This window comes from Sphingomonas sp. P4_D12, assembly GCF_056401895.1.
This window is the reverse complement of the sequence record NZ_JBFUIL010000001.1, coordinates 372,769-395,865: the sequence shown is the minus strand read 5'-3', so window position 1 is coordinate 395,865 and position 23,097 is coordinate 372,769. Positions and strand designations below refer to the sequence as shown.

General features: G+C 65.1%; 20 protein-coding genes. 15 read left to right on the top strand and 5 right to left on the bottom strand.

Features of this window, described 5'->3' with window-relative positions; genetic code table 11:
* Nucleotides 1-8: 8 nt before the first annotated feature.
* From AC1DSD_RS01830 to AC1DSD_RS01790, 9 genes are read left to right on the top strand one after another with little or no spacing between them, the layout of a single operon-like run.
* Entirely contained in the window at nucleotides 9-932 is a 924-nt protein-coding gene (locus AC1DSD_RS01830; protein ID WP_478028000.1) for a glycosyltransferase family 2 protein, read from the top strand.
* Nucleotides 920-2,092: a glycosyltransferase gene (locus AC1DSD_RS01825; protein WP_478027999.1), complete on the top strand. Its 1,173-nt coding sequence runs from the start codon at nucleotides 920-922 to the stop codon at nucleotides 2,090-2,092. The genes AC1DSD_RS01830 and AC1DSD_RS01825 overlap by 13 nt, the downstream gene beginning before the upstream one ends.
* Nucleotides 2,089-2,856, top strand: a complete 768-nt coding sequence (locus tag AC1DSD_RS01820; RefSeq protein ID WP_478027998.1) for an FkbM family methyltransferase — start codon at nucleotides 2,089-2,091, stop codon at nucleotides 2,854-2,856. The genes AC1DSD_RS01825 and AC1DSD_RS01820 overlap by 4 nt, the downstream gene beginning before the upstream one ends.
* 8 nt (nucleotides 2,857-2,864) lie before the next feature.
* The gene (locus tag AC1DSD_RS01815) at nucleotides 2,865-4,064 is read left to right on the top strand and encodes a glycosyltransferase family 4 protein (RefSeq protein WP_478027996.1); all 1,200 of its coding nucleotides are present in this window, start codon (nucleotides 2,865-2,867) and stop codon (nucleotides 4,062-4,064) included.
* Nucleotides 4,061-5,407, top strand: coding sequence for an oligosaccharide flippase family protein (locus tag AC1DSD_RS01810; RefSeq protein WP_478027995.1), 1,347 nt, complete (start codon nucleotides 4,061-4,063; stop codon nucleotides 5,405-5,407). The genes AC1DSD_RS01815 and AC1DSD_RS01810 overlap by 4 nt, the downstream gene beginning before the upstream one ends.
* Complete coding sequence (locus tag AC1DSD_RS01805; protein ID WP_478027994.1) at nucleotides 5,404-6,375, top strand: FkbM family methyltransferase; 972 nt, start codon at nucleotides 5,404-5,406, stop codon at nucleotides 6,373-6,375. The genes AC1DSD_RS01810 and AC1DSD_RS01805 overlap by 4 nt, the downstream gene beginning before the upstream one ends.
* A 10-nt stretch (nucleotides 6,376-6,385) precedes the next feature.
* Nucleotides 6,386-8,302, top strand: a complete 1,917-nt coding sequence (asnB, locus tag AC1DSD_RS01800) for an asparagine synthase (glutamine-hydrolyzing) (RefSeq protein ID WP_478027993.1) — start codon at nucleotides 6,386-6,388, stop codon at nucleotides 8,300-8,302.
* A gap of 11 nt (nucleotides 8,303-8,313) precedes the next feature.
* Complete coding sequence (locus AC1DSD_RS01795; protein WP_478027991.1) at nucleotides 8,314-9,441, top strand: glycosyltransferase; 1,128 nt, start codon at nucleotides 8,314-8,316, stop codon at nucleotides 9,439-9,441.
* A complete protein-coding gene (locus AC1DSD_RS01790) occupies nucleotides 9,438-10,178 on the top strand; it encodes a class I SAM-dependent methyltransferase (RefSeq protein WP_478027990.1) in 741 nt (246 codons plus the stop codon). Before AC1DSD_RS01795 ends, AC1DSD_RS01790 begins: the two co-directional genes overlap by 4 nt.
* Here the strand turns inward: AC1DSD_RS01790 and AC1DSD_RS01785 are convergent.
* From AC1DSD_RS01785 to gmd, 3 genes are read right to left on the bottom strand one after another with little or no spacing between them, the layout of a single operon-like run.
* The gene (locus tag AC1DSD_RS01785) at nucleotides 10,159-11,118 is read right to left on the bottom strand and encodes a GDP-mannose 4,6-dehydratase (RefSeq protein ID WP_478027989.1); all 960 of its coding nucleotides are present in this window, start codon (nucleotides 11,116-11,118) and stop codon (nucleotides 10,159-10,161) included. The genes AC1DSD_RS01790 and AC1DSD_RS01785 overlap by 20 nt on opposite strands.
* Nucleotides 11,115-12,227, bottom strand: a complete 1,113-nt coding sequence (locus AC1DSD_RS01780; protein ID WP_478027987.1) for a glycosyltransferase family 4 protein — start codon at nucleotides 12,225-12,227, stop codon at nucleotides 11,115-11,117. Before AC1DSD_RS01780 ends, AC1DSD_RS01785 begins: the two co-directional genes overlap by 4 nt.
* Entirely contained in the window at nucleotides 12,227-13,291 is a 1,065-nt protein-coding gene (gmd, locus tag AC1DSD_RS01775) for a GDP-mannose 4,6-dehydratase (RefSeq protein ID WP_478027986.1), read from the bottom strand. The genes AC1DSD_RS01780 and gmd overlap by 1 nt, the downstream gene beginning before the upstream one ends.
* A gap of 187 nt (nucleotides 13,292-13,478) precedes the next feature.
* Between gmd and AC1DSD_RS01770 the strand changes: the two genes are divergently transcribed.
* The 4 genes from AC1DSD_RS01770 (at nucleotide 13,479) to AC1DSD_RS01755 (ending at nucleotide 19,150) form a co-directional block, all read left to right on the top strand.
* Nucleotides 13,479-14,951, top strand: a complete 1,473-nt coding sequence (locus AC1DSD_RS01770) for an O-antigen ligase family protein (protein ID WP_478027985.1) — start codon at nucleotides 13,479-13,481, stop codon at nucleotides 14,949-14,951.
* A gap of 67 nt (nucleotides 14,952-15,018) precedes the next feature.
* A complete protein-coding gene (locus AC1DSD_RS01765) occupies nucleotides 15,019-15,645 on the top strand; it encodes a polysaccharide biosynthesis/export family protein (RefSeq protein WP_478027983.1) in 627 nt (208 codons plus the stop codon).
* A gap of 9 nt (nucleotides 15,646-15,654) precedes the next feature.
* On the top strand, nucleotides 15,655-17,883 hold the full coding sequence (locus AC1DSD_RS01760) for a GumC family protein (RefSeq protein WP_478027981.1): 2,229 nt from the start codon (nucleotides 15,655-15,657) through the stop codon (nucleotides 17,881-17,883).
* A 19-nt stretch (nucleotides 17,884-17,902) separates the two neighbouring features.
* The gene (locus AC1DSD_RS01755) at nucleotides 17,903-19,150 is read left to right on the top strand and encodes a hypothetical protein (RefSeq protein ID WP_478027980.1); all 1,248 of its coding nucleotides are present in this window, start codon (nucleotides 17,903-17,905) and stop codon (nucleotides 19,148-19,150) included.
* 33 nt (nucleotides 19,151-19,183) lie between these two features.
* On the opposite strand, the gene AC1DSD_RS01750 is transcribed toward AC1DSD_RS01755, so the two are convergent.
* Both AC1DSD_RS01750 and AC1DSD_RS01745 read right to left on the bottom strand, forming a co-directional pair.
* The gene (locus tag AC1DSD_RS01750) at nucleotides 19,184-19,882 is read right to left on the bottom strand and encodes a class I SAM-dependent methyltransferase (protein WP_478027978.1); all 699 of its coding nucleotides are present in this window, start codon (nucleotides 19,880-19,882) and stop codon (nucleotides 19,184-19,186) included.
* A 207-nt stretch (nucleotides 19,883-20,089) separates the two neighbouring features.
* The gene (locus AC1DSD_RS01745; RefSeq protein WP_478027976.1) at nucleotides 20,090-20,341 is read right to left on the bottom strand and encodes a hypothetical protein; all 252 of its coding nucleotides are present in this window, start codon (nucleotides 20,339-20,341) and stop codon (nucleotides 20,090-20,092) included.
* Nucleotides 20,342-20,706: 365 nt separating this feature from the next.
* On the opposite strand from AC1DSD_RS01745, the gene wecB reads away from it, so the two are divergent.
* Complete coding sequence (gene wecB / locus AC1DSD_RS01740) at nucleotides 20,707-21,840, top strand: non-hydrolyzing UDP-N-acetylglucosamine 2-epimerase (RefSeq protein WP_478027974.1); 1,134 nt, start codon at nucleotides 20,707-20,709, stop codon at nucleotides 21,838-21,840.
* Nucleotides 21,827-23,080: a UDP-N-acetyl-D-mannosamine dehydrogenase gene (wecC, locus tag AC1DSD_RS01735; protein WP_478028251.1), complete on the top strand. Its 1,254-nt coding sequence runs from the start codon at nucleotides 21,827-21,829 to the stop codon at nucleotides 23,078-23,080. Before wecB ends, wecC begins: the two co-directional genes overlap by 14 nt.
* Nucleotides 23,081-23,097: the final 17 nt, after the last annotated feature.

The window sequence follows — 23,097 nt, the reverse complement described above, 5'->3', positions numbered from 1 at the left end:
GACCCCGCGTGACCGCGCCCTCGCTCACCGCAGTGATCCTCTCGTATAATGAAGAGATCCATATCGGCCGCTGCCTCGACCGCATCGCGCCGCTGGTCGAGCGGATGATCGTGATCGACAGCTTCTCGACCGACCGCACAGTGGAGATCGCGCGCGAAAAGGGCGCCGAAGTCCACCAGCACGCCTTCTCCAACCAGGCGGCGCAGCTGCAATGGGCGCTCGACACGATTCCGATCGCCAGCGACTGGATCATCCGCGTCGATTGCGACGAATATCTCGAACCCGCGCTGATCGACGAGATTCGGACCAAGCTCCCTTCCCTCCCCGGCGACGTCACCGCGCTCGACGTCAAACTGAAGGTGCTGTTCAAGGGCAAGTTCATCCGCTGGGGCGGCTATTACCGCACCTGGCTGACGCGGCTGTGGCGCCCCGATGCCGGGCGGATGGAACAGCGCTGGATGGACGAGCGGCTGCTGATCACGCGTGGCGATGCCGAGCGGCTGACCGGCGGCGATCTGGTCGATGCCAGTCTCAAGGACATCGGCTGGTGGACCGACAAGCATAACGGCTACGCCACGCGCCAGATGATCGACTTCATCGCGCGCGAGCACGGGCTGATCGACGAGGAAGACGGCCAGCTCACTGCTTCGGCGAAGAAACGCCGGGGCTTGCGCAAATTCTATGGCGGTGCCCCGCTCTATCTCCGCGCGGTGCTCTATTTCATCCGGCGCTATTTCCTGCTGCTCGGCTTTCTCGACGGCCGGCTCGGCTTCGTCTGGCATTTCCTCCACGGCTTCTGGTTTTTCGTACTGATGGACGCCAAGATCGACGAGGCGCGGACCTGGATCGCAGCCAATTCGATCGAGGAATTCCCGCGCTACCTCGCCGAACGCTATCGCATCGCCGAGACGGGGATCGCATGGCGGCGGTAAGGCCGAAGGTCATCATCCTGATCGGAGCGTTCTGGCCGGGACACGAATCCGCCGGCCCCAACCTCAGCGTCAAGGCGATGTGCGAGAGCCTCTCGGACAAGGTCGAGTTCTTTCTGGTCGCCCGCGACCGCCCGTTTGGTGCGGCCGAGCCGATGGTGGCCAACGGAGAATGGCGCGACCTTGGCTGGGCGAAGATCCACTATCTGACCGTCGGATCGAAGGGCGCCGAGGGCCTGGCCGAATTGCTCCGCGAGACGCCGCACGACCTATTGTTCGTCAACGGCTTCTTCGACCGCGAATTCACCATTCCCGCGATGCTCGCGCGCCGCTTCGGCAGGGCGCCGCGCACGCCGGTGGTGATCTCGCCGCGCGGTGAGTTCTCGTCGGGGGCGCTCGGCCTCAAGAATGCACGCAAGGGTCTCTACATGGCGCTGGTTCGTCTGCTCGGGCTGGCGAAACAAGTCACCTTCCACGTCACCAGCGGGGAAGAAGAAGCGGACACCCGGAAAATCTTTCCGAGCAACCGGATCGAGCGGATCACCAACGTCCGCCCGCTCTTCCCGCTGCCGCCCTATCAGCCCGGCAACCTCTTCCGCCTCGCCTTTCTCGGCCGCATCTCGCCCGTCAAGGGCCTCGACGTCGCGCTCGAGGCACTGGCGCTGGTTACCGAGCGCGTCGATTTCACCATCTTCGGCCCCGTCAGCGACCCCGCGCATTGGGCCCGCTGCGAGGAATTGATCGCGGCTCTCCCCGCCAACGTCACCGCGCATCGCGACGGCGAGTTGACCAACGACGCCGTCCCCGCCGCGATGGCCAGGCAGGACCTGATGTTCATGCCCTCGCGCTCGGAGAATTTCGGGCACGCGATCTTCGAGGCTTTGTGCGCCGGCACTCCCGTCCTGATCGGCGACCGCACGCCGTGGCAGGACCTCAAAACCGTCAAAGCCGGATTCGATATACCCCTGCCCAACCCCGCCGCGCTCGCCGCCGCGATCGACCGCCTCGCGGCGATGACCCCGGCCGAATACGCCCAATGGCGCGCGGGCGCGCGGGCAATGGCCGAGCGCTTCGTCGTCGGCTCGACCGCGCGCGCCGATATGACGCGGCTGTTCCTCAACTTGACCGGTAAGGGTGCTTCACCCATGGCCGAGCACGCATGACCAGCCTCGCCACCCACGCCAAGCGCTTTATCGGGCCTTTGCTGGCCAATCGCTGGACCGGGATCGTCGCTGCGCGCGTACTCGGCAACCGCATCCCGCATCGCGGACTGATCATCGACACGTCGAGCCCGGTGGTCACGCCCAAGATCAAGGCTGCCTTGCTGCTCCAGGGTTATGAGTCCGGCGAATATCGCTTCGTCCGCCGCTACGTGCCGACCGATTGCGACGTGATCGAACTTGGCGGCAGCCTCGGCGTGATCAGCTGCACGATCCGCCGCCGCATCGATCCCGCCCGCCGCCAATTCATCGTCGAGGCCGATCCGCGCCTTGCCAAGGCGCTTCGTCGCAACCTGGCGATCAACCAGTGCGACGCCAATGTCGAGGTGATCGAGGCGGCGATCAGCTACGATCCGGGCGATACCGTGTCGTTCGCGTTGGGGGAAAGCTCGGTCAGCGGCCGCGTCGCCACCGACGCCGGGTCGCTGCCGACGATCGAGGTCCCCGCCTGCACGCTCAGCCAGCTGATCGCGCGCCATAACCTCACCGACTTCGCGCTGGTCAGCGATATCGAGGGCGTCGAATGGCGTATCCTCAAGAACGATCTGGAGGCGCTGGCAAGCGCGCGAATGATCGTCATGGAGACGCACGACAGTCCGGGCAACGGCAGCTACGAGGATCTGATCGCCGCGCTCCAGGCGACCGGCCGCTTCGATCTGATCGACCGCCACGGCCCCGTCGTGGTGCTCAAGCCCAAAGCGGCCTGAGCCCGCTCATGCCCACGCGCCCCGCGCCCGTACGGCTCGCCATCGTCGTCACCCACCCGATCCAGCATTTCGTCCCCTTCTATCGCGCCCTTGCCGCCGATCCGGGGATCGATCTCCACGTCCTCTACGGTGCGCCGATCGGGGTAAAGTCGTATTTCGACAAGGAGATGCAGTCCGAGATCAGCTGGAACATGGACATGCTCGGCGGCTACGGCCACGAGTTCCTGGGCGAAGTCCCGGCCAACGGCCAGTCGAGCGTCCGCGAACCCAGCTCGCCTGAAATCGGCAAGCGATTGGAGGCGTTCGGGCCGGATGTGGTATTAGTCTATGGCCATGCCCAGGCTAACGTCTATCGCGCGATCTGGTGGTGCCGTCGCAACAAGGTGCCGTTGATGACGATCGGCGACAGCGAATTGCTGCGCGAGCGCACCACCACCACGCGGATGGCCAAGGAAATCGTCGTCCGCCAGATCTTCCGTCGTTATTCGGCGTTCCTGTCGGTCGGCGACCGCAACGCCGACTTCTATGCCTATTATGGCGCCCCGCGCGATCGCATCTTCCGCTGCCCGTTCACCATCGACGAGACGACCTATCGCGCGGCGAAAGCCAACCGCGCAATGCTACGGGCCGAGGCGCGCCGCACCTACGACATCGCCGACGATGCGATCGTCGCCCTGTTCGTCGGCAAGCTCTCCGGCCGCAAACGCCCGATCGACCTGATCGAGGCACTGGCGCAGACCAAGGGTCGCAAGGTCACGGCTCTGTTCGCCGGCAATGGCGAGCAGATGGAGCCGGCCAAAGCGCGTGCCGCCGAAGCCGGGGTCGACGCCCGTTTCGCCGGGTTCGTCAATGTCGACAAACTCCCCGCGCTCTACGCCGCCGCCGACATGCTGGTGCACCCGTCGCAAGCCGACCCGCATCCGCTGATCTGTTCGGAAAGCGCGTGCATCGGGTTGCCGATGCTGCTCAGCGATCGGGTAGGTGCCGCCGGCCCGACCGACGTCGCGCGGCCGGGTGAGAATGCGTTGATCTTTCCCTGCGCCGACACTGCTGCCTTGGCCGGCCTGATCGACGAATTGGCCAGCGACGACGCCCGCCGCGCGGCGATGGGTGCGCGCTCGGTCGAGATTTTCGACGAACTCGACATCAAGGCGAGTGTCGCCGGCGTCCATCGCGGGATCGATACCGCGTTGGCGCGACCGCGATGAACGCCGTTCGCAAGCTGCTCAGTCCGAGCTATTGGCTGAGCGACAGCCCGATCGCGGCCTGGCTGCGCGGCGCTGGCTGGCTGTTCACCTCGTCGCTGATCGAACGCGGCGCCGCGCTCGTCCAGACGGTGATGATCGCGCGCGCGATTGGGATCGACAATTACGGACGCTACGCGCTGCTGTTCTCGACGATCAGCCTGCTGACCCCGCTGATCAGCCTGCAATTGCCCTATGCGATCATCTATTTCGTCTCGCGCTACCAGTTGCGCGAGCCCGAACGAGCAGGCGCCGTCGTCTTGCTGGGCCGCCGGCTGACCGCGGCGACGACCGGCCTGATGCTGGCGATCGCCCTGCTGTTCGCGAGCCCGCTTGCCGCCTGGCTGTTTGCCGCGCCTGGCTATGCCTGGCCGCTGATCCTGGGCGCGATCCTGTTGTTGGCCTCGATCCAGGCGGGGCTCAACGACACCCTGCTCCAGGCGAGCGAGCGCTTCCGCACCTTGGCGATCGCGCGGCTCTCGACCGCCATCGTCGGCGTGCTGATATTGGTCGTCGTCGCGAAGCTGACACCCGGTCTCACGCCGGTGATGATCGTGCTCGCCGGCAGTGCCGTGCTGCGCTGGCTGGCGGTGGCGATCCCCGCGCGATCGGTCAGCAACCGGCTCGTCGCGCACAGCAATTTCCGCGAAGCCATTCGCCAGGGGTCGGTGATCCTGCAATTCTCGCTGCCGAGCGGTATGCTCGCGTTCGCGCAAGGCATCGCCATGTGGATCGGCAATTATTATCTCACCCGCAGCCCCTATGGTCTGCGCGACCTGGCGGTGATCAATACCGGGCTGCAATGGCGCTCGCCGATCCTAGTGGTGATGGCGTCGCTGGCCAGCGCGCTGCTGCCGATGCTCGGCCGCTATATCGGTCAGGACGACCATAGCCAGACGCAGCGGCTGCAACGCTACAACATGATCCTGAACGTCGGCATCGCTTTGATCTTCTCGATCCTGGTCATCCTGTTTTCGAGCTTCATCCTGAAGCTGTACGGCCGCGACTTTCACGGCCAGACGTTCCTGTTCGGGCTGTTCCTGATCGTGCTGGTGCCGACCGTCTATTGCAACGTCCACCAGCAATATCTCGTCGCGACCGGGCGGATGTGGGCGCAGTTCCTGCTGTTCGTGCCCTATACGTTGATCATCGTCGGCGGGACGATGTGGTTCGCGCCTGGACTGCGTGGGGTTGCTCTGGGCTATATTCAGCTACTCGCCTGGGTGGTAACGGCGATCCTCATCACCGTCGTCGTCTCGATCCAGGCGGCGGCCGATCGCAAGAGCCAGGAATCGACCCAGTCATGAGTGCCCAGGACCAGTTCCGATCGTTGAACGCCGCGCGCTTTTGCGAAAGCACAGGCTTCGCCGCGGTCGATATCGGCGCGCGCGGCGGACTCGACGCGGCGATGCTGCCGCTCGCCTGGGCGACCGAGATGATCGGCTTCGAGCCCGAGCCGGCCGAGGCTGCCGCGCTGCAGGGCGGCGATCCCAAGCCGTGGAAAGTCCGGCGCGTGATCGCCGCCGCGGTCGGCGGGGTCGACGGCACCGCGACGCTGCACATCCCGCCCTCGCCCGAAAGCGCCTCGCTGCTGCCGCACAATGAGGAAATGGTCGAATGGTTCGGCGTGTCCGAACAGCACAGCATCGACCGCTCGATTTCGGTCGAGACGCGCACGCTTGACGGCCTGCTCGCTGAAGGCACGCTGCCGACCGCCGACTATATCAAGATCGACGTCGAGGGTGCCGAAGGCGCGATCCTCGAACATGCCACGCGCTATCTCGAAACCACCTTGGCGCTACGTGTCGAGGTGTCGTTCCTCGAACAGCGCGTGGGGCAGCCGCTCGGCTGGGACGTCGCCAAGCTGCTGACCGATAGCGGTTTCCTCATCCTCGACCTGATCGCGGTGCAGCGCTGGCGCGCCAAGCGACTTGCCGGCCATCCCTATCGGACCAAGGCGGACCTTCCTTATTCCAAGCCGGTGCTGGCGCAGGGCGACCTGATCGCGGTGCGCGACTTCCGCCGGGTGAGCGATGCGACCCAAGCCGCCAAGCTGGTGATCCTCACTGCCGCGCTCGGCTATGTCGATTTCGCCGCAACCATCCTGCGCCATCACCAGGCGGCGATCGCCGCGCTGGGGCTGGACCTGACGGCTGATCTCAGGTCATTGTCGGGATCGCTTGGCGGCGCCGCGCCTGCCGAGGCGATCCGCGCCAATCTGCGCGACCTCGTGCCGCTCGGCCGCTCGCTGCTCGGCGGGCTGCCGGCGCGATAGGAGACAAAGCATGTGCGGTATCCTGGGGCTGGTGTCGAAGGACCCGATCGACCGCGGGCGCGCGCACGCCGCGCTCGACCTGATCGCCCATCGCGGCCCCGACGGCGACAATAGCTGGCACGATTCGGCCGACCACGTCTGGTTCGGCCATCGCCGCTTGTCGATCATCGACCTCAGCCACGCCGGCGACCAGCCGATGCACTCGGCCGATGGCCGCTTCGTGCTGATCTTCAATGGCGAGATCTACAATTATGTCGAGTTGCGCAATGAGCTGATCGCCGCTGGCGCGACCTTCCAATCGGCAAGCGACAGCGAAGTCATCATCGAGGGGTATCGCGCCTGGGGCGTCGGCGTGCTGTCGAAGCTCAACGGCATGTTCGCGCTCGCGCTCTATGACCGTGGCCAGCGGATGATGCTGTGCGCGCGCGACCGCTATGGCGAAAAGCCGTTCCTCTATACGATGCGCGACCGCTTCTTCGCCTTCGGGTCGGAGTATAAGGCGCTGCTCGCCTTGCCGGGCGTGCCGCACGACCATGACGAATTGCGCGTCGTCACCGAGACCTGCCAGCCGGGATCGAGCGCCGATCGCCAGCGCCAGACCGTCTTCACCGCGATCGAACAATTGCTCCCGGGCGAGGCGATGGTGGTCAATTGCGCCACGCTGGAGAGCAAGACCTGGCGCTATTTCGACATCGACCTGACACGCGAGCGCAAATTCGCGGACCCGAAGGACGCGATGGCCGAATTCCGTGACCTGTTCGTCGATTCGGTGCGCATCCGCATGCGCTCGGACGTCGAAGTCGGGTCGTGCCTCTCGGGCGGGCTCGATTCGTCTGCGATCGTCGGCGCGGTACGGCATCTGCTTGGGCCGGACGCGGTCTATCATACCTTCACCGGCCGCTTCCCCGGCACGCCCGCCGACGAATGGCATTTCGCCGAGCAGGTGGTGAATGCCTCGGGCGTGGTCAGCCATATCGTCGAGCCGACCGTCGACCGCTTCATCGCCGATCTGCCCAACTTCATGTGGCACAACGAGCTGCCGGTCGGATCGTCGAGCCAGTTCGCGCAATGGTGCGTGTTTCACCTCGCCAAGGAGCATAACATCACCGTGCTGCTCGACGGCCAGGGCGCCGACGAGCTGATGGGCGGCTATGAGCAATATTTCGCCTTTTACATCCGCTCGCTCAAGGCGCGCGGCGAGACCGCGCGGCTGGCGCGCGAACTGCCCGAGATCGAACGCCGCTATCCTGCCGCGCAGATGGACCGCGCGATGCGGATGAAGTCCGCGGTGCCGCAGCGACTGCGCCACGCGCTCGCACACATGCTCAATCGCGGCTCGGACATCCGCTTCGGGTTGAAGCCCGGCTATAGCGAGGCGGTGTCCGAACAAAGAGGGCGTAACGACCATGGCAGCGGCGATCCGCTGCGCGACGCGCTCTACGAGGACAGTTTCGAGCGTTTCCTGACTACTTTGCTGCGCTACGGCGATCGCAACTCGATGGCGCATTCGCGCGAGGTGCGCCTGCCGTTCTGCGACCATCGCCTGTCCGAATTCGTCCTGTCCCTGCCGCCCGAGCTGATCATGGGCGACGTCCAGACCAAGCGCCCGATCCGCGAGGGCCTGCGCGAGTTTCTGCCCGAGGCGATCGCGACGCGCTGGAACAAGCAGGGTTTCCGTCCGCCGCAGGATCTGTGGTTCACCTCGCCCGGCTTCCTCGAGCTGATGCAGGATACGCTGACCTCGACCTCGTTCCGCCAGTCCGAGATCTGGGACCAAAAATGGTGGCTCAAGGTGCTCGACCGCATCCGCGCCGGTGACCTCGGGCTCGGCTGGAATTTGTGGCAGCCGTTCATCCACGAAATGTGGAAACAGCATTTCCTCAAACCCGCGACGCAGGGCATCGAGCCGAAGCGCCTCGCCGCCTGACGACGCGCGCGATGGACATCCTGCTGATCAACGGGACGCACCCCGCGGCGCCGCACATTTCGGGCGTGCGTGCAGGACGGTTCGCCGCCGAGTTGGCGCGGAAGGGGCATCGCTGCGTCCTGATCTGCCCGCCGCTGCCGGGCCTGGCGGCGAAAGACCCTGCCCCGATCGCCTCGCATGACTGGTCGCGTCCGCTGATCGTCGAGGCGGACGATCCGCCGCCTGCGGGCGGCAACGCGATCGCCACGTTCGCCAATTTACTGCGCTATGGCGGCCGCCGCACCGGTTTCCAGCGCAACCTTGTCGCCCGTGGTCGCGCGCTTGTCGCCAAGTTCCAGCCGCAGGTCGGTTGGGCGACGTTCGGCTCGCTCGAAACGGTGACCGCGCTGCGGACGCTGGCGCGCGAGCAGCATTTCCCGTGGATTTTCGACGACAAGGACAATCCCGAAATCTATGTGCCCGGCGCCGTGCGCTTGCCGCTCGCCTGGCGGCTGCGCGGCTATGCTGCGCTCCAGGCCAATTCGATGCTCCATGCCGATGCCGCGCGGCGCTGGCTCGGGGACACCGCCGAAGTGATCTATAGCGGCGTCGATAGCTGCTTCTTCGAGCCCCATCCCTCACCCGAGCCCGCACGGCGATATGTGACCCTGGTCGGCAGCCTTTATCATCGCGACCTGGTCGACGCGATCGTCAGGGCGGTCGGGGATTTCAACGCCGCGAGCGGGCGACCACCGGTCAGCATCGTCCATCTCGGCAAGCAGGGCGACTGGCTGGCGAACGACCGCGGCGTGCCGATCGAGATTCCCGGCTACGTCTCGCCCGACGAGATGGCCCGGCTATGCCAGCACGCGCTCGCCAATATCTATGTGTTCCTCGGCCGCACCTTTCATCACAAGCTCTTCGAACTGCTCGCCTGCCGCCGCCCGGTGATCGCTTATGGCGGCGAGTTGCCGGAAAGCGTCGCCGAGGCGGAACGGCTTCACGCCCCGCTTGCCGTGCCGACCGATCCTGCCGCGCTCGTCGCGGCGCTGACCGCGGCCGAACGCTTCACCCCCGACCCCCGGATGCCCGAACGCTTCTTCACCTGGCCCGAACAGGCTGCCATGGTCGAGGCCGCGATGAGGAGATTGATTGGATGACCGACGCCGCCGTGCCGACCACGCAGGAACGCGTGATCGACCAATATTTCGAGACGACTTCGTCGCGCACTGCCTTCACCGAGGAAATGAAGGCCAATGCCGTGGCGACGCTCGGCCGCCTGCTGGGCGATTGGGGCGCGCAACCGGGCGAGGTGATGGTCGATCTCGGCTCAGGTATGGGCGAAGGTTGTCTTTTCGCGCTGTCCCGCGGGGCGGCGAGCGCGACCGGCATCAATCTGTCGGGCAGCGAGAATGCGCTGGCGCGCGAGCGCGTGCCGGATGCGACCTTTCTCGACACCGATCTCGTCTCGGGCCTCAAGGGGCTGGCCGACAATAGCGTCGACCGCATCATGGCGCTCAATATCCTCGAACATATCGACAAGCAGACGCTGGCCACCGTGCTTGAAGAAGCGGCGCGGGTGCTCAAGCCGAGCGGCTATCTCGTCGCGATGACGCCCAATGCCGGATCGCCGTTCGGGTCGATGACGCGCTATTGGGATATCACCCACGAGATCGCCTACACCCCCTCGGCTTTCCGCCAGATCGGCTTATTGTGCGGGTTCAAGCGCTTCGATTTCCGCGAATGCGGACCCCGCCCACACGGCGTCGTCAGCATGATCCGCTTTGTCCTGTGGCAGATGATCCGGCTGAGCATCAAATTCCGGCTGCTGGTCGAAATGGCCTCGACCAAGGGCGGTATCTACACCGCCGACATGCTCACGCGGATGGCGAAATAGCTTCGGCTACCAGGCGCTTCACCAGCTCCTCGCCGACAACGCTCGCGCGCCAGCCGATCAGTTCGGCGGCGCGTGACGGGTCGGCGTACTGCTCGGCGATGTCGGCGGGACGACGCAGACCGGGTACGCTCGTCACATGGTCGCGCCAATCGAGGCCGATCGCGGTGAAGGCGGCGGCAACGAAATCCTCCAACCGCATGCTGCTACCGGTGGCGATGATAAGATCCTCGGGCGTTTCGCGCTGGAGCATCGCCCACATCGCCGCGGCATAGTCGGGCGCCCAGCCCCAGTCGCGCACCACGCTGAGATCGCCCAATTCGAGCGGCGTGCGATTGCCCGCGGCGAAGCGGCGGATCGCCGCCATCAACTTGCCGATGACGAAGCTGTCGGGCCGGAGCGGCGATTCGTGCGAGAAAAGGAAAGCCGAGCAGGCGCGCTGCCGATAGGCGATGCGATTGGCCCCGATCAGCAGATGCGCGCTGCACTTGGCAACGGCATAGGGGCTGCGCGGGCGAAAGCGCGATCCCTCGGTCGCCGGCTCGACGGTTTCGCCGAAGCAATCGCCCGACGCGGCGTTGAGCAACGCGGCATCCGGCGCCTCGCGCCGCGCCGCTTCCAGGACATTGAGCAATCCGGACGCCGCCCCCGCGAACGTCGCCTCCGGCTCGGCGAACGACCGTCCGACCGAGCTTTGTCCAGCAAGATAATAGATCTCGTCAGGCGCCGCCGCGGCGATGACCTCGGTGACCGTGGCGCTGTCGGACGGATCGGCCCGATGAAGCCTGATCTTGTCGGCGATTCCCAGCCGCGCAAGATTGTCCGGTATCGCGCCGCCGCGACTGGTCCCGTGCACGCGATAATCCTTGTCGAGCAGCAACCGCGCCAGATAGGCGCCGTCCTGCCCCCCGACGCCCCAGATCAGCGCCGACCGCGCCGTCATGCTCGCGCCATCAGCGTGCCGGTCATCGCCGCGAGCCGCCGCGCGAAGGCCGGGAAGGCGAAATAATCGAGCCCTTCGGGAATGGCGCGCGGCCGCTCCAGGCTGGCGATCACCGCATCGACCACCGCCTGCTGGTCGAGCGGGTCGACGATCGGCCCGAGCAGTCCCTCGCGCATCGCCTCGCGCGTGCCGTCGCGCGTGCTGCCGATCGACGGGATTCCGCACGCCATGGCTTCGAGCAGGACGAAGCCAAACCCTTCGCCGCGGCTCGGCATGACATAGACGTCGGCAAGCCGGTAATGATCGGCCTTCTCCGCTTCGGGCACCATGCCGGTGAAGACGACATGGTCGGTCAGACCCATGTCGCGCACCCTGTCCTCCAGCCGCGCACGATCGTTGCCGTCGCCGGCGATCACATAGCTGACGTCCGGCCGTTGTTCGATGATCGCGGGAAGCGCGTCGAGCACGGCGTCGAACCCCTTGTAACGCTCGCTGCCCGCCAACCGCCCGAAGGTCATCAGCACCTTGCGGCCCTGGAGGCCATAGCGCGCCTCAAGATCGGGGTTCTTCGGTCCCAGCGCGAACTCGTCGAGGTGAATCGCGTTGGGCATCAACGTGGTCGTTGCGTCGGGATACGGCGCCCAGGAGTGGAACCGGTCGAGCGTCACCTGGCTGATCGACATGACGTGATCGGCCGATCGCGCCAGCCGCCGCGACAAGGCGCGCGTACTCGGTTCCCACGCGTCGATGCCGTAGATCGCGAGAACGAGCGGCTTTCCGAGCAACGTCGCGACCGCGCGCGCCAGCGGCAACAGGTTGAGGTGCGCGCAATAGACTAGGTCATAGCGCCCGCGCCGCATTGCCCGCATCACTGCCCGAACATAGGCCCCGAACCCGCCCAGCGCGGACAGGTCGAAATCGAGCTTGGCGGGCAGATCGCCAGCCAGCGGCAATGTCGCGACGCGCGGCAACGCCACCACCTGATCGATCGTCGGGTCGAGACACATCGCCTCGATCACATCGCGATTGTAGAGCGCAATGCCGCCATGCCCGCCCCACGCGTCGGTCAGGAGCATCAGCACCCGCCGCCCGCGCGGCGTGGCCGTCATCAGGCGCCGCCTCGGTTGCTCTGCCCCGCGGCCTGACGCAGGTCCGCCTCGACCATTTCGGTGATCAGCGCATCGATCGAGGTAGTCGGCGTCCAGCCGAGCACGCGCTTGGCCTTCGATGCATCGCCGATCAACAGATCCACCTCCGTCGGCCTGAAATAGCGCGGGTCGATCCGCACCAATATACGGCCACTTTCGGTACAACGGCCGATCTCGTCGATCCCTTCGCCTTCCCAGGCGATAGTGATGCCGGCCACCGCGAAGGAGCGTTCGACAAAGCTGCGCACGCTGTGGGTTTCCCCGGTGGCGAGCACATAGTCATCGCCTTGGGGTTGCTGTAGGATGCGCCACATCCCCTCGACATAGTCTCGGGCATGGCCCCAATCGCGCTGGGCATCGAGGTTGCCCAAATACAGCGTGTCCTGGTGCCCGTGACGGATCGCCGCGACCGCTCGCGTGATCTTGCGCGTGACGAAGGTCTCGCCGCGCAGCGGACTCTCATGGTTGAACAGAATGCCGTTCGAGGCGTGCATCCCGTACGCCTCGCGATAATTGACCGTGATCCAATAGCCGTAGAGCTTGGCCACCGCATATGGACTGCGCGGATAGAAAGGCGTGTTTTCGGTCTGCGGCACTTCGCCCACCTTGCCGAACAGTTCCGAGGTGGACGCCTGGTAGAAGCGCGTCTTGTCGGTCAGCCCGGCCACCCTGATCGCCTCGAGCACGCGCGCCACGCCGACGCCATCGGCATTGGCGGTATATTCGGGTGTCTCGAAGCTCACCGCGACATGGCTTTGCGCGGCCAGGTTGTAGACCTCGTCGGGCTGGATCTCGGCAATGACGCGGCCGATATTGGTCGCGTCGGTCATGTCCGAATAATGCAGGAACAGCCGCACACCCTCGACATGCGGGTCGTCATAAAGATGGTCGATCCGCGACGTGTTGAACGACGAGGCGCGGCGGCGCAGGCCGTGCACCTCATATCCCTTGGCGAGCAGGAGCTCCGCCAGATACGCGCCGTCCTGGCCGGTGATCCCGGTGATGACCGCCTTTTTGCCGTTCAACTCCTGGTCCCTCTTCTACGTCGACGCCGCCGATCGACGGGTCGGGAGCCCGGGTAACCGGCGCACGATCAAAAGCAACCCCCAGCCAGGCGTGGCATCAAGCTTGGCAGCGCGCATAGCAGTCGCTAGGGCCTCGGCTTCGCGGGCATCGCCGCGGCAACGACAGACCGACCGAGCCGGAGGAAGTTTGCCCAATCCGTTCAGCACCAACCGGCCGCAGACGCTCTACGCGGCACTCGCGCTGCTTGGCGTCGCTGTCCTGTTTGGCGGAGCGACGCGCTACGAGGTCGGGACGACGATCCTGCCCCGCCTCGCGGCACTGGCAGCGATCGTCTACCTGTTCTGGCCGCGCAATCGCTCGCCGCTTCGCGTCGAACGCGGTGCGTTGTTCTTCTGGGCGGCGCTGTTCGCGTTGCCGCTGGTCCAGCTCATTCCGCTCCCATGGTCGGTTTGGACCGCGCTGCCAGGCCGCGGGCTCGCACAACAGGTCTATACCGCGCTGGGCGACAAGCCATGGCTGCCGATCAGCCTGTCGCCCAGCCGTACACTCGACTTTCTGCTCGCACTGGTCGTGCCGCTGGCCGCCTGGCTGCTCGGCAAGCATCTCGATTATGCCGGCCGTGTCGTGGTGTTGCGAGCGATGCTGCTGCTCGCGCTCGCCAGCGCGACCCTCGGGCTCATCCAGCTGACGATGGGGGCCGACAGCCCGGCCTATTTCTATCATGTGACCAACGACGATTCGAGCGTCGGCTTCTTTTCCAACGCCAACCATCTGGCGCTGTTTCTGGCGGGCGCTATCGTCATCGCGCTTGCCTGGCTGGCCGACGCGATGACGGTAAGCGGTCGCATCCCGGCCCCGGCGGCGGTCGTCTGCGGACTGGCGATCGGCGTATTGCTGTTCGGCATCGCCGGAACAAGTTCGCGCGCGGGAGCGATCTTTTCCGTGGCCGGCCTGCTCGGCGGGCTGGCGATGCTCCCGCTCGAACGGATCGGCCTGAAGCGCAGCTACGTGCTGGGTGGCTCCGCCGTCGTGACGTTGGCGCTCGCCGGCGGCCTGGGCCTGGTGCTCAGCGGCCGCGTCTTGTCGGATCGTTTTCAGATCGACGACGGCACGCACGAACGGATCGGGCTTTTGCCGAAGTTTGCCCATGTCGCGCACGATTTCTTTCCATTCGGTTCCGGCCTGGGCAGCTTCGAGCCGGTGTACAAGAGCTATGAACGGGCCAGCGAGCTGAGCTTCGGCTATTGGAACCAGGCGCACCAGGATTACTTGCAGGTCGCGATCGAAGGCGGCCTGGTCGGGATGCTGTTGATCCTGGCGTTCCTCGTCTGGTTCGTGATCCGCGTCGTGCGCATCTGGTATCGTGGCGACGATTCCTCGCGCATGCGGCGGCAACAAGCGACGGCGGCGCTGTTCATGACGATGATCATGGCGCACGGCATGGGCGATTATCCGATGCGGACGGGAACGATCGCCTGCATATTCGGTTTTCTCGCCGCGTTCCTGACCGTCCCGGAGGAAGCCGGTGCGAGCCGCTCAAGATCGCGCAGCGATTTGGGCGAGGACGCTTTTGGGGTATATGGGCAAAATCAGGATGTGGTACCCGTCAGGGCAATCGACCGCGGACTCGCGGCGCAGGGAGGCGAACATTACTCGTAAGCTTATCGTAGCGTGCGCGCTCGCGGCTGGCCTGGGCGCATGCGCAGGCCCCAATTACAAGCCCGACGTGGCAACCGCGGCTACTCCCCAGACGACGCTGCCCGTCCCGTCGGTCGAGGATATGACGCGCGACCAGGCCGATTACCGCATCGGCCCGCTCGACAAGCTGACCGTCACGGTGTTCGGCGTGCCGGATTTGACGACGAACGGCCAGGTCGACGGCGCGGGCAATCTCGCCATGCCGCTGATCGGCCAGGTCAAGGCGATTGGCGAGACGCCCAATTCACTGTCGTCCAAGATCGCGGCCGCGCTCGACCAGCGCTACGTCCGCAATCCGCAGGTATCGGTCAGCGTGACCGAAGCGGTGAGCGCGATGGTCACGGTCGAAGGCAGTGTGATGAAGCCCGGCCAATATGCGGTCGTCGGCCGCACCACCCTGCTGCGCATGCTCGCAGCCGCTGGTGGCCCGTCCGACTATGCGCGGCTGAGCGAGGCGGTAGTATTCCGCACAATCAACGGGCAGAAGATGGTCGCCCGGTTCAATATCAAGGATATCCGTGGCGCACGCACGGTCGATCCCGAAATCTACGGCAACGACGTGATCGTGATCGGCAACAACGCTGGGCGTGCGCTGTTCAAGGACATCATCTCCGTCGCGCCGGTCCTCGGCATCTTCTATCAGATCACAAGATAAGGCTTTCCCTTGGCAACCAATACCCTTCCGCTCGATCTCGGCGGCCCCGCGGCGGACCGCGGCCCCGATTCGCGGCTGGCGCTCGAACATTTCCTGCAGCAGCAGGACGCGGAAAGCCCGCTGACCCAGTATCTTCAGATACTGATTCGGCAGCGCTGGATCGTCCTGGCGATCATCGCCGCGGGCGTGCTGGCGGCGGTGTTCGTCAACGCGACGACGGTAAAACTGTATCGCTCGACTGGGTCGATGGAGATTGCGCGCGAGGCGGCACGGGTAGTCAATACCGACGATGCCCAACCTCGCCAAGCGGCGGCTGCCCAGGAATTCTACCAGACGCAATATGGCCTGCTGCGCAGCCGCGCTCTGGCCGAACAGACGGTTGCGTCGCTGCGCCTCGCCGACAACCCGACCTTCCTCTACGGCTATACCGGCAAGAAAGCGCCGGCCGATGCACTTGGTGGCGATCGCAAACGTCGCGAATTGACTGCCGCTCGACTGCTGATGGGACATTTGACGGTCGAACCGGTCCGCGGCTCGAGCCTGGTCCAACTTAGCTTCGATAGTCCGGATCCGGCGTTGTCGGCCACGATCGTCAATTCGATCGCCAAGAACTTCATCGCATCCAATCTCAATCGCCGGTTCCAGGCGACCGCTTATGCGCGCCAGTTCCTGCAGCAGCAGATCGAAAACACCCGCCAGAAGCTCGAGGCGTCCGAACGCGCGCTGGTCGCTTATGCCGGCCAGCAGCGGATCATCAACTACGAGAACGGCACGTCGGGCAAGGATCAGGACGCATCGAACGGTGCGTCGGTCGAATCGACCGACCTGCGCGCGCTTAACGACGCGCTCAACGCCGCCAAGATCGATCGCGCTCAAGCCGAATCGCACTATCAGCAAGCCGCGCGCAGCCAGGGGTTGAACGCGCCCGAGAGCTTGCAAGACGGCACCGTCGCCGCACTGCGCAGCCAGCGCTCGCAGTTGCAGGCCGAATATCAGCGCCTGTCGGCGCAATTCCGCTCGGACTATCCGCAGATGGTCGCGCTTCGCCAGCAGATCAGCGAACTCGACAGGCAGCTCGGCAAGCAGGGTGCGGTGGTGCTCGATTCACTCCGCGCCGCTTATCAGGCGGCGGCCCAGCGCCAGGGCGAACTTCAAGGACAAGTCGACAAGCTCAAGACCAATGTGATCGACCTGCGCGGCCGTACCGTCCAGTACAACACGCTGCAGCGCGACGCCGACACCAACCGCGCGCTCTATGACGCGCTGCTCCAGCGCTACAAGGAGATCGGCATCGCCGGCGGCGTCGGGACCAACAACGTTTCGGTGGTCGACACCGCGCTCCCGTCGGGCAGCCCGGTAACGCCGCGCACCTCGATGAATCTCCTGCTCGGGCTGTTGCTCGGCACGCTGGTCGGTGGCGCGGTCGCGTTCATCCTCGAACAGCTCGACGAGTCGATCATCGCGCCGCACGATCTCGAACGGAAGCTGGGCGTGCCGCTGTTGGGCAGCGTACCACGCGTGCCCGATTCCGACGTCTCGATCGACCTGCTCGAGGATAGCAAGACGCCACTCGCCGAAGCCTATCTTTCACTCCAGACAGCGCTCCGGCTCACCACCAGCAAGGGTGCGCCGCGCGTCCTGTTCGTGACGAGTTCGCGGCCGTCCGAAGGCAAGTCGACCACGGCGATGGCGGTGGCGCGCAACTTCGCGTCGCTCGGCAAGAAGACGATCCTGATCGACGCCGATTTGCGCAACCCGTCGGTGCACAAGATGATGGGCTTCGCCAATACGGGCGGGCTCACCAACATCCTTGCCGGTGCGACCGACATCGACACTTATATCCGCAAGGGCCCAGTCGATCGCCTGTGGATCATGAGCTCGGGGCCGATCCCGCCCAACCCGGCCGAATTGCTGGCGGGCTCCAACCTGTCGCAGACCTTCGATCGACTGCTCAAAGAGGGCTATGACCATATCGTCGTCGACGGCCCGCCGGTGCTCGGCCTCGCCGACGCGCCGCTGATCGCGAGCTATGCCGAAGCGACAATGTTCGTGATCGCCGCGCGCAACACCCATACTCGGACCGCACGCGTGTCGCTGCGCCGCCTTGCCGACGTCCATGCCAATATCCTCGGCGCGGTGCTGACCAAGTTCGACGCCAAGAAGATCGGCTACGATTACGGCTATAATTACGATTATGGCGACAAGCGGATCGGCTTCATGAAACGCGTGACGGGCTGAGCCCCGAGGCGGGCGCGTAATGGCAATGATCGCCCTGCGCCGTGGCACGGTGACCGTTCGGGTCGTCGTGCTGACGCTCGCGCTCGTCGCCGGCGTCTTCACGCTGCGGTCGGGGCTGGCGTTCCTGCTCGCCACGCCGACTACCGCCCGACTCGCGCTCCGCATCGATCCGACCAATACCAACGCGCTCAGCACGGATGCCAATGAACGGCTGAAGACGGTCGAACTCGGTGCGCCGGCAGCAAAGCTCGCCGCCGACAGCAAGAGGCTCCTCGAACATTCGCCCTATGAGGTCGTGGCACTCCGCAACATCGGCATCATCGCCGCGTCGAACGACGATGAGAAAGGCGCGGCCAAGCTGCTCGACATCGCCGCGCGGCTGTCGTTGCGCGATTACCTGACTCATGCCTGGCTGCTTGACTATCGGTTCCGCACGAACCAGGTCGCGCCGGCCGTGACCGAAGCGGACATCCTGCTCCGCCAGGACGACCAGAACTGGCCGGTCATCCTTCCCGCGTTGATCGCGCTGACCCGCGACCCCAGGATCATCGATCCACTGGCAAGGGTGCTCGCCACGCGGCCCTATTGGAGGAGTACGTTCCTCACCCGGCTCGGCAGCGACAATCCCTATCCCGATGCGACCTTGGCGCTGTTGACCCGACTGAAGGCGATCGGCTCGCCGGCCGCCAAGGAAGAGCTCGATCCCTATTTCATCAAGATGGCCGATCGCCTGTCGCCGACCCAGCTGTTCGCGCAATGGGTCGCTTTGCTGCCACCCAGCGCGCAATCGGCGGGTAAGGGCTTGCTGCGCGAAGGGGACTTTACCGGGCTCGATGCGTCGCCGCCGTTCGGATGGCGGCTTTACCCCGCCGACGGCGTCTACGCGGAGCGGAGCACCGGCCCGGCGGGTATGGGCAGCGCGCTGTATGTCTCCTATTCGGGCGAGCGCGAGACGGTCTTCGCCAACCAGGAACTGGTGCTCCCGGCCGGTCGCTATCGATTCGTGGGGCGTGCCTATGCCGAGGACGCGATCGACGCGGGGGTCTTTCGCTGGTCGATCGTCTGCATGACCAAGGGCGCAACAGGGGTGCTCGCTACCGCGCCGGTCAATCCAGTGCCCGGCCAACTCGGCCGTTATGCGGTCGAATTCGATGTGCCGTCGAAATGCGACCAGCAACAGCTGGCGTTGACGGGGACCGCACGCGACACGACGTTCGACACGCTCGCGCTTTATATCGACGGGCTCGACATCACGCGGCTGCGCTGAATATCCGTTCGTCCCGAGGTTTAACCCGGTCGATCAATCGCGCGCTGCGACCATCGCGAACATGGTCTTGCGATAGCGTGGACCGCCGGCCAGACGGTTGACGAAACGCGGCAATGGCGGATCGGCGTAATAGACCGTCTCCAGCACATTAAGGCCGAGGCCTCGCAGGATCTCGCGGACCTCGGTCGAGGCCGGAACATGGCGGACATGCCGATAGTAACGCGGCCGCCCGGTCAGTCGCCAGGCAAGCGCTTCGAATCGGCGATAGTGCGACCGTCCGTTGGGCAGCGACAAGATCAGTCGACCGCCCGGGCGGAGCAAGGCCGCCAGTCGAGCTATCTCGGTCGCGAGGTCGGGGAGATATTCGAGCACGCTGGAACACAATGCCAAATCATATCGCCCCGCGCGATCGGACAATGTTTCGAACAACGCCACCTGGAACGACACATTCGTAATCCCCCGCTCGTCGGCACCAGCGCGCGCCAGGTCGATCATCCGTTCCGCGCCATCGATGCCGTCGACATAAGCGGCGATCCTAGCCGCCTCGAACGACAAGGTGCCGGCCCCGCACCCCGCATCGACCACTTGGTCGCCTGGCCGGGCATAACGTTCAATGAGCGTGCCCCAGGCGCGCAGGCGATCGCGAAAGCCGCGCGACCGGACATACCCGTCGCGAAATGCAGGCGCGATCGAATCGTGCCAGCTGATGGCGGTTTCGGATCCGTCGGCCACTGTCGCTTCCTTGGCAATCGCCCGGGTCCTTCGGGCACGTGTCGGTATGGGCCTAGCGTGGCAGGACCCTGGATGCACCACGCGATGGTCGGCTCAGCGCACTAAAAAACCCGGCTCGGCGCACCGCCGTCCGGGAAGTTCAGCACAAATAAGAAGGGCGCGAAGTCCGAAAAACTCCGCGCCCCGCAATATCCGGTTAGAAACCGATCACGGGCTCTTCGGCTTCGAGCTACCCGAGGTGGCGGCAACGATGCCGCCGATGATGGCAATCACCGCGAGGACCGCAACGATGGTGCCGCTGCCATTGAGGTGATTGGCATCCTTGGCATCGGCGCCAGCGCGCACGGTGCTGACCTTGGCCATGACCGTACCCTTGGCGGGCGCAGCCTGAGCCAGCGCCGGGGTCGCCGCGAGCGCCACCGACGCGAGCGCCGCAACAGCGGACTTAAACAGCACCATTAGCAAACTCCCTTGGTTATCTGTTCCAATTTCTCAACGCGCTTGCCACACAAACGCGCCAACTGTCAACCATAGTGCCGATCGTTCCGGGATCGTTCCCAGCCCCAATTCGGCCTCACCGCCAACACTCCGCAAACGTCGATAGGCGGGATTCGTTGCGTTGCGAAAGCCTTTTTATCCGACTGTGGCTTCTATGCACCGCCTTCACCCCGAACGGTTAAATTTTGATGACGATAGGCCAGGATTTTTTGGCGCAATCGGGACGGATCGCCGCTTCCTCTTGATGATCCGTATCACTGTGGCGCCATAGGCACACCAAACGAATGGGGCTTGTCTGGCGTCACCCAATCCGGGAAAGGGCGTTCATGCCTTCTGCCGCTCGTCCCCGTATCCTAGTGGTCTTCGGGACGCGCCCCGAAGCGATCAAGCTCTTTCCCTTGGTCCATGCGCTTCGCCGCACCGATGCCGAGGTGCGCGTGTGCGTCACCGGACAGCACCGCGAGATGCTCGACCAGGTCCTTGAGATAGCGCGCATTACGCCCGAACACGATCTCGACCTGATGCTGCCCAACCAGTCGCTCGACACGCTCAGCGCGCGACTGCTGACCGAGCTGGGCAAGGTCATGGACGCCGACCGGCCCGACCGCGTCATCGTCCAGGGCGACACCGCGACAGCAATGATCGGCGCGCTGACCGCTTATTATCGCAAGATCCCGGTCGGCCATGTCGAGGCCGGCTTGCGCAGCGGCAACATCTATCACCCCTGGCCCGAAGAGGTGAATCGCAAGGTCGTAGGCGCGATCGCCGACCTGCATTTTGCGCCCACCGAAACCTCACGCGACGCCTTGCTCGCCGAAAATGTTCCGGCCGAGCGGATCCATGTCACCGGCAACACCGTGATCGACGCATTGATCGAGACGCGCGCGCGAGTCGATTCGGATCCCGCGCTTGCTTCGACGATCGCGCCGATCGCCGCGCGCTTTGCCGGCAAACGCATAGTTGCCGTAACGACACACCGACGGGAAAATTTCGGCGATGGGCTGAAATCGGTGGCCCAGGCGGTCCGCCGAATCGCCGATCGCCCGGACGTCGCGGTGATCTTCCCGGTCCATCCCAATCCCAATGTCCGCGCACCGATGGCCGAGGTGCTTGGAGGCATCGACAACGTGGCGATGATCGACCCGCTCGATTATCCCAATTTCGTCCGCCTGCTGTCGCTGTGCCATTTCGTGATGACCGACAGCGGGGGCGTACAGGAAGAAGCGCCGGCGCTCGCGAAGCCGGTGCTGGTGATGCGCGAGACGACCGAGCGGCCGGAAGGTGTCGCCGCCGGCACCGCCAAATTGGTCGGCAATGATGAGGAAGTCATCGTTACCGAAGCTTCACGCCTTTTGGACGATAAGGCCGCCTATGAAGCAATGGCCCGCGCCCACAACCCGTTCGGGGATGGCAAAAGCAGCGAGCGGATCGCCCGCATCATCCTCGATTCGGCCGCCTGACGTGGCGACAGTCTGCGTCGTCGGTCTCGGCTATATCGGCCTGCCCACTGCCGCGGTGATCGCGCGCAGCGGCGCGTCGGTGCTCGGCATCGATATCAGCCCGCATGTCGTCGAGACGATCAATGCCGGCCGCATCCATATCGAGGAAGCCAATCTAGAATCTTTGGTGCACGAGATGGTCGCCAGCGGCTCGCTGCGCGCGGCGCTCGCGCCAGAACCCAGCGACGTGTTCGTGATCGCAGTGCCGACGCCGTTCACCGATCATCATGCGCCCGACATCAAATATGTGCTCGCCGCAACGCGCTCGATCGCCCCGGCAGTGCGCAAGGGCAGCCTGGTGATCGTCGAATCGACGTGCCCGGTCGGCACCACCGAGGCGGTGCGCGACGTGCTCAAGGAAGCGCGCCCCGATCTCAGCTTCCCCGACGGTGGCGATGCAGCGACCGACGTCTGCGTCGCTTATTGCCCTGAACGCGTGCTACCCGGAAAGATCCTCGAGGAATTGGTCAGCAACGACCGGTCGATCGGCGGCCTCAGCGCCATTTGTGCCGAACGCGCGGTGGACTTCTACAAGGGCTTCGTCGCCGGCGAGTGTATCGCGACCACCGCGCGCGCCGCCGAAATGTGCAAATTGGTCGAAAACTCGTTCCGCGACGTCAACATCGCGTTCGCCAACGAATTGTCGATCGTCTGCGACACGCTCAACCTCGACGTCTGGGAAGTCATCCGGCTGGCCAATCGCCATCCCCGCGTCAACATCCTCCAGCCCGGCCCCGGTGTCGGCGGGCATTGCATCGCGGTCGATCCCTGGTTCATCGTCGATAGCGACCCTGAGAATGCTCGGCTGATCCGCACCGCGCGCGAGGTCAATGACGGCAAGGCGCATTACGTCTTCGCGCGCACGACGGCACTCGCGGACGCGCACCCGGACGCCGCGATCGCGTGTCTAGGCCTGTCGTTCAAAGCCAATATCGACGATCTGCGCGAAAGCCCCGCGCTCGAAATCGCGATCGAACTGGCAAAGAAATATGGCGACCGCGTCCGCGTCGTCGAGCCGCATGTCGACGCACTGCCGCCGGCGTTCGACGGCACCGGTGCGACCAAGGTGACGCTCGACCAGGCACTCGACGACTGCGAGGTGCTCGTCGTGCTGGTCGATCATCATGAATTCCGTGGGGTCGCCGCCAGCCGGCGGGCAGGCAAGGCGATCTACGACACGCGCGGGCTCTGGCCGGCCTAGGGTCTGTACTCGCTAGC

Excerpts from the sequence above, each read along its gene's own strand:
- AC1DSD_RS01815 (WP_478027996.1), top strand. The coding sequence starts at position 2,865 with ATGCCCACGCGCCCCGCGCCCGTACGGCTCGCCATCGTCGTCACCCAC.
- AC1DSD_RS01825 (WP_478027999.1), top strand. The coding sequence starts at position 920 with ATGGCGGCGGTAAGGCCGAAGGTCATCATCCTGATCGGAGCGTTCTGG.
- AC1DSD_RS01780 (WP_478027987.1), bottom strand. The coding sequence starts at position 12,227 with ATGACGGCCACGCCGCGCGGGCGGCGGGTGCTGATGCTCCTGACCGAC.
- AC1DSD_RS01785 (WP_478027989.1), bottom strand. The coding sequence starts at position 11,118 with ATGACGGCGCGGTCGGCGCTGATCTGGGGCGTCGGGGGGCAGGACGGC.
- AC1DSD_RS01820 (WP_478027998.1), top strand. The coding sequence starts at position 2,089 with ATGACCAGCCTCGCCACCCACGCCAAGCGCTTTATCGGGCCTTTGCTG.
- AC1DSD_RS01795 (WP_478027991.1), top strand. The coding sequence starts at position 8,314 with ATGGACATCCTGCTGATCAACGGGACGCACCCCGCGGCGCCGCACATT.
- AC1DSD_RS01755 (WP_478027980.1), top strand. The coding sequence starts at position 17,903 with ATGGCAATGATCGCCCTGCGCCGTGGCACGGTGACCGTTCGGGTCGTC.
- AC1DSD_RS01805 (WP_478027994.1), top strand. The coding sequence starts at position 5,404 with ATGAGTGCCCAGGACCAGTTCCGATCGTTGAACGCCGCGCGCTTTTGC.
- AC1DSD_RS01810 (WP_478027995.1), top strand. The coding sequence starts at position 4,061 with ATGAACGCCGTTCGCAAGCTGCTCAGTCCGAGCTATTGGCTGAGCGAC.
- asnB (WP_478027993.1), top strand. The coding sequence starts at position 6,386 with ATGTGCGGTATCCTGGGGCTGGTGTCGAAGGACCCGATCGACCGCGGG.
- AC1DSD_RS01790 (WP_478027990.1), top strand. The coding sequence starts at position 9,438 with ATGACCGACGCCGCCGTGCCGACCACGCAGGAACGCGTGATCGACCAA.
- AC1DSD_RS01745 (WP_478027976.1), bottom strand. The coding sequence starts at position 20,341 with ATGGTGCTGTTTAAGTCCGCTGTTGCGGCGCTCGCGTCGGTGGCGCTC.
- wecB (WP_478027974.1), top strand. The coding sequence starts at position 20,707 with ATGCCTTCTGCCGCTCGTCCCCGTATCCTAGTGGTCTTCGGGACGCGC.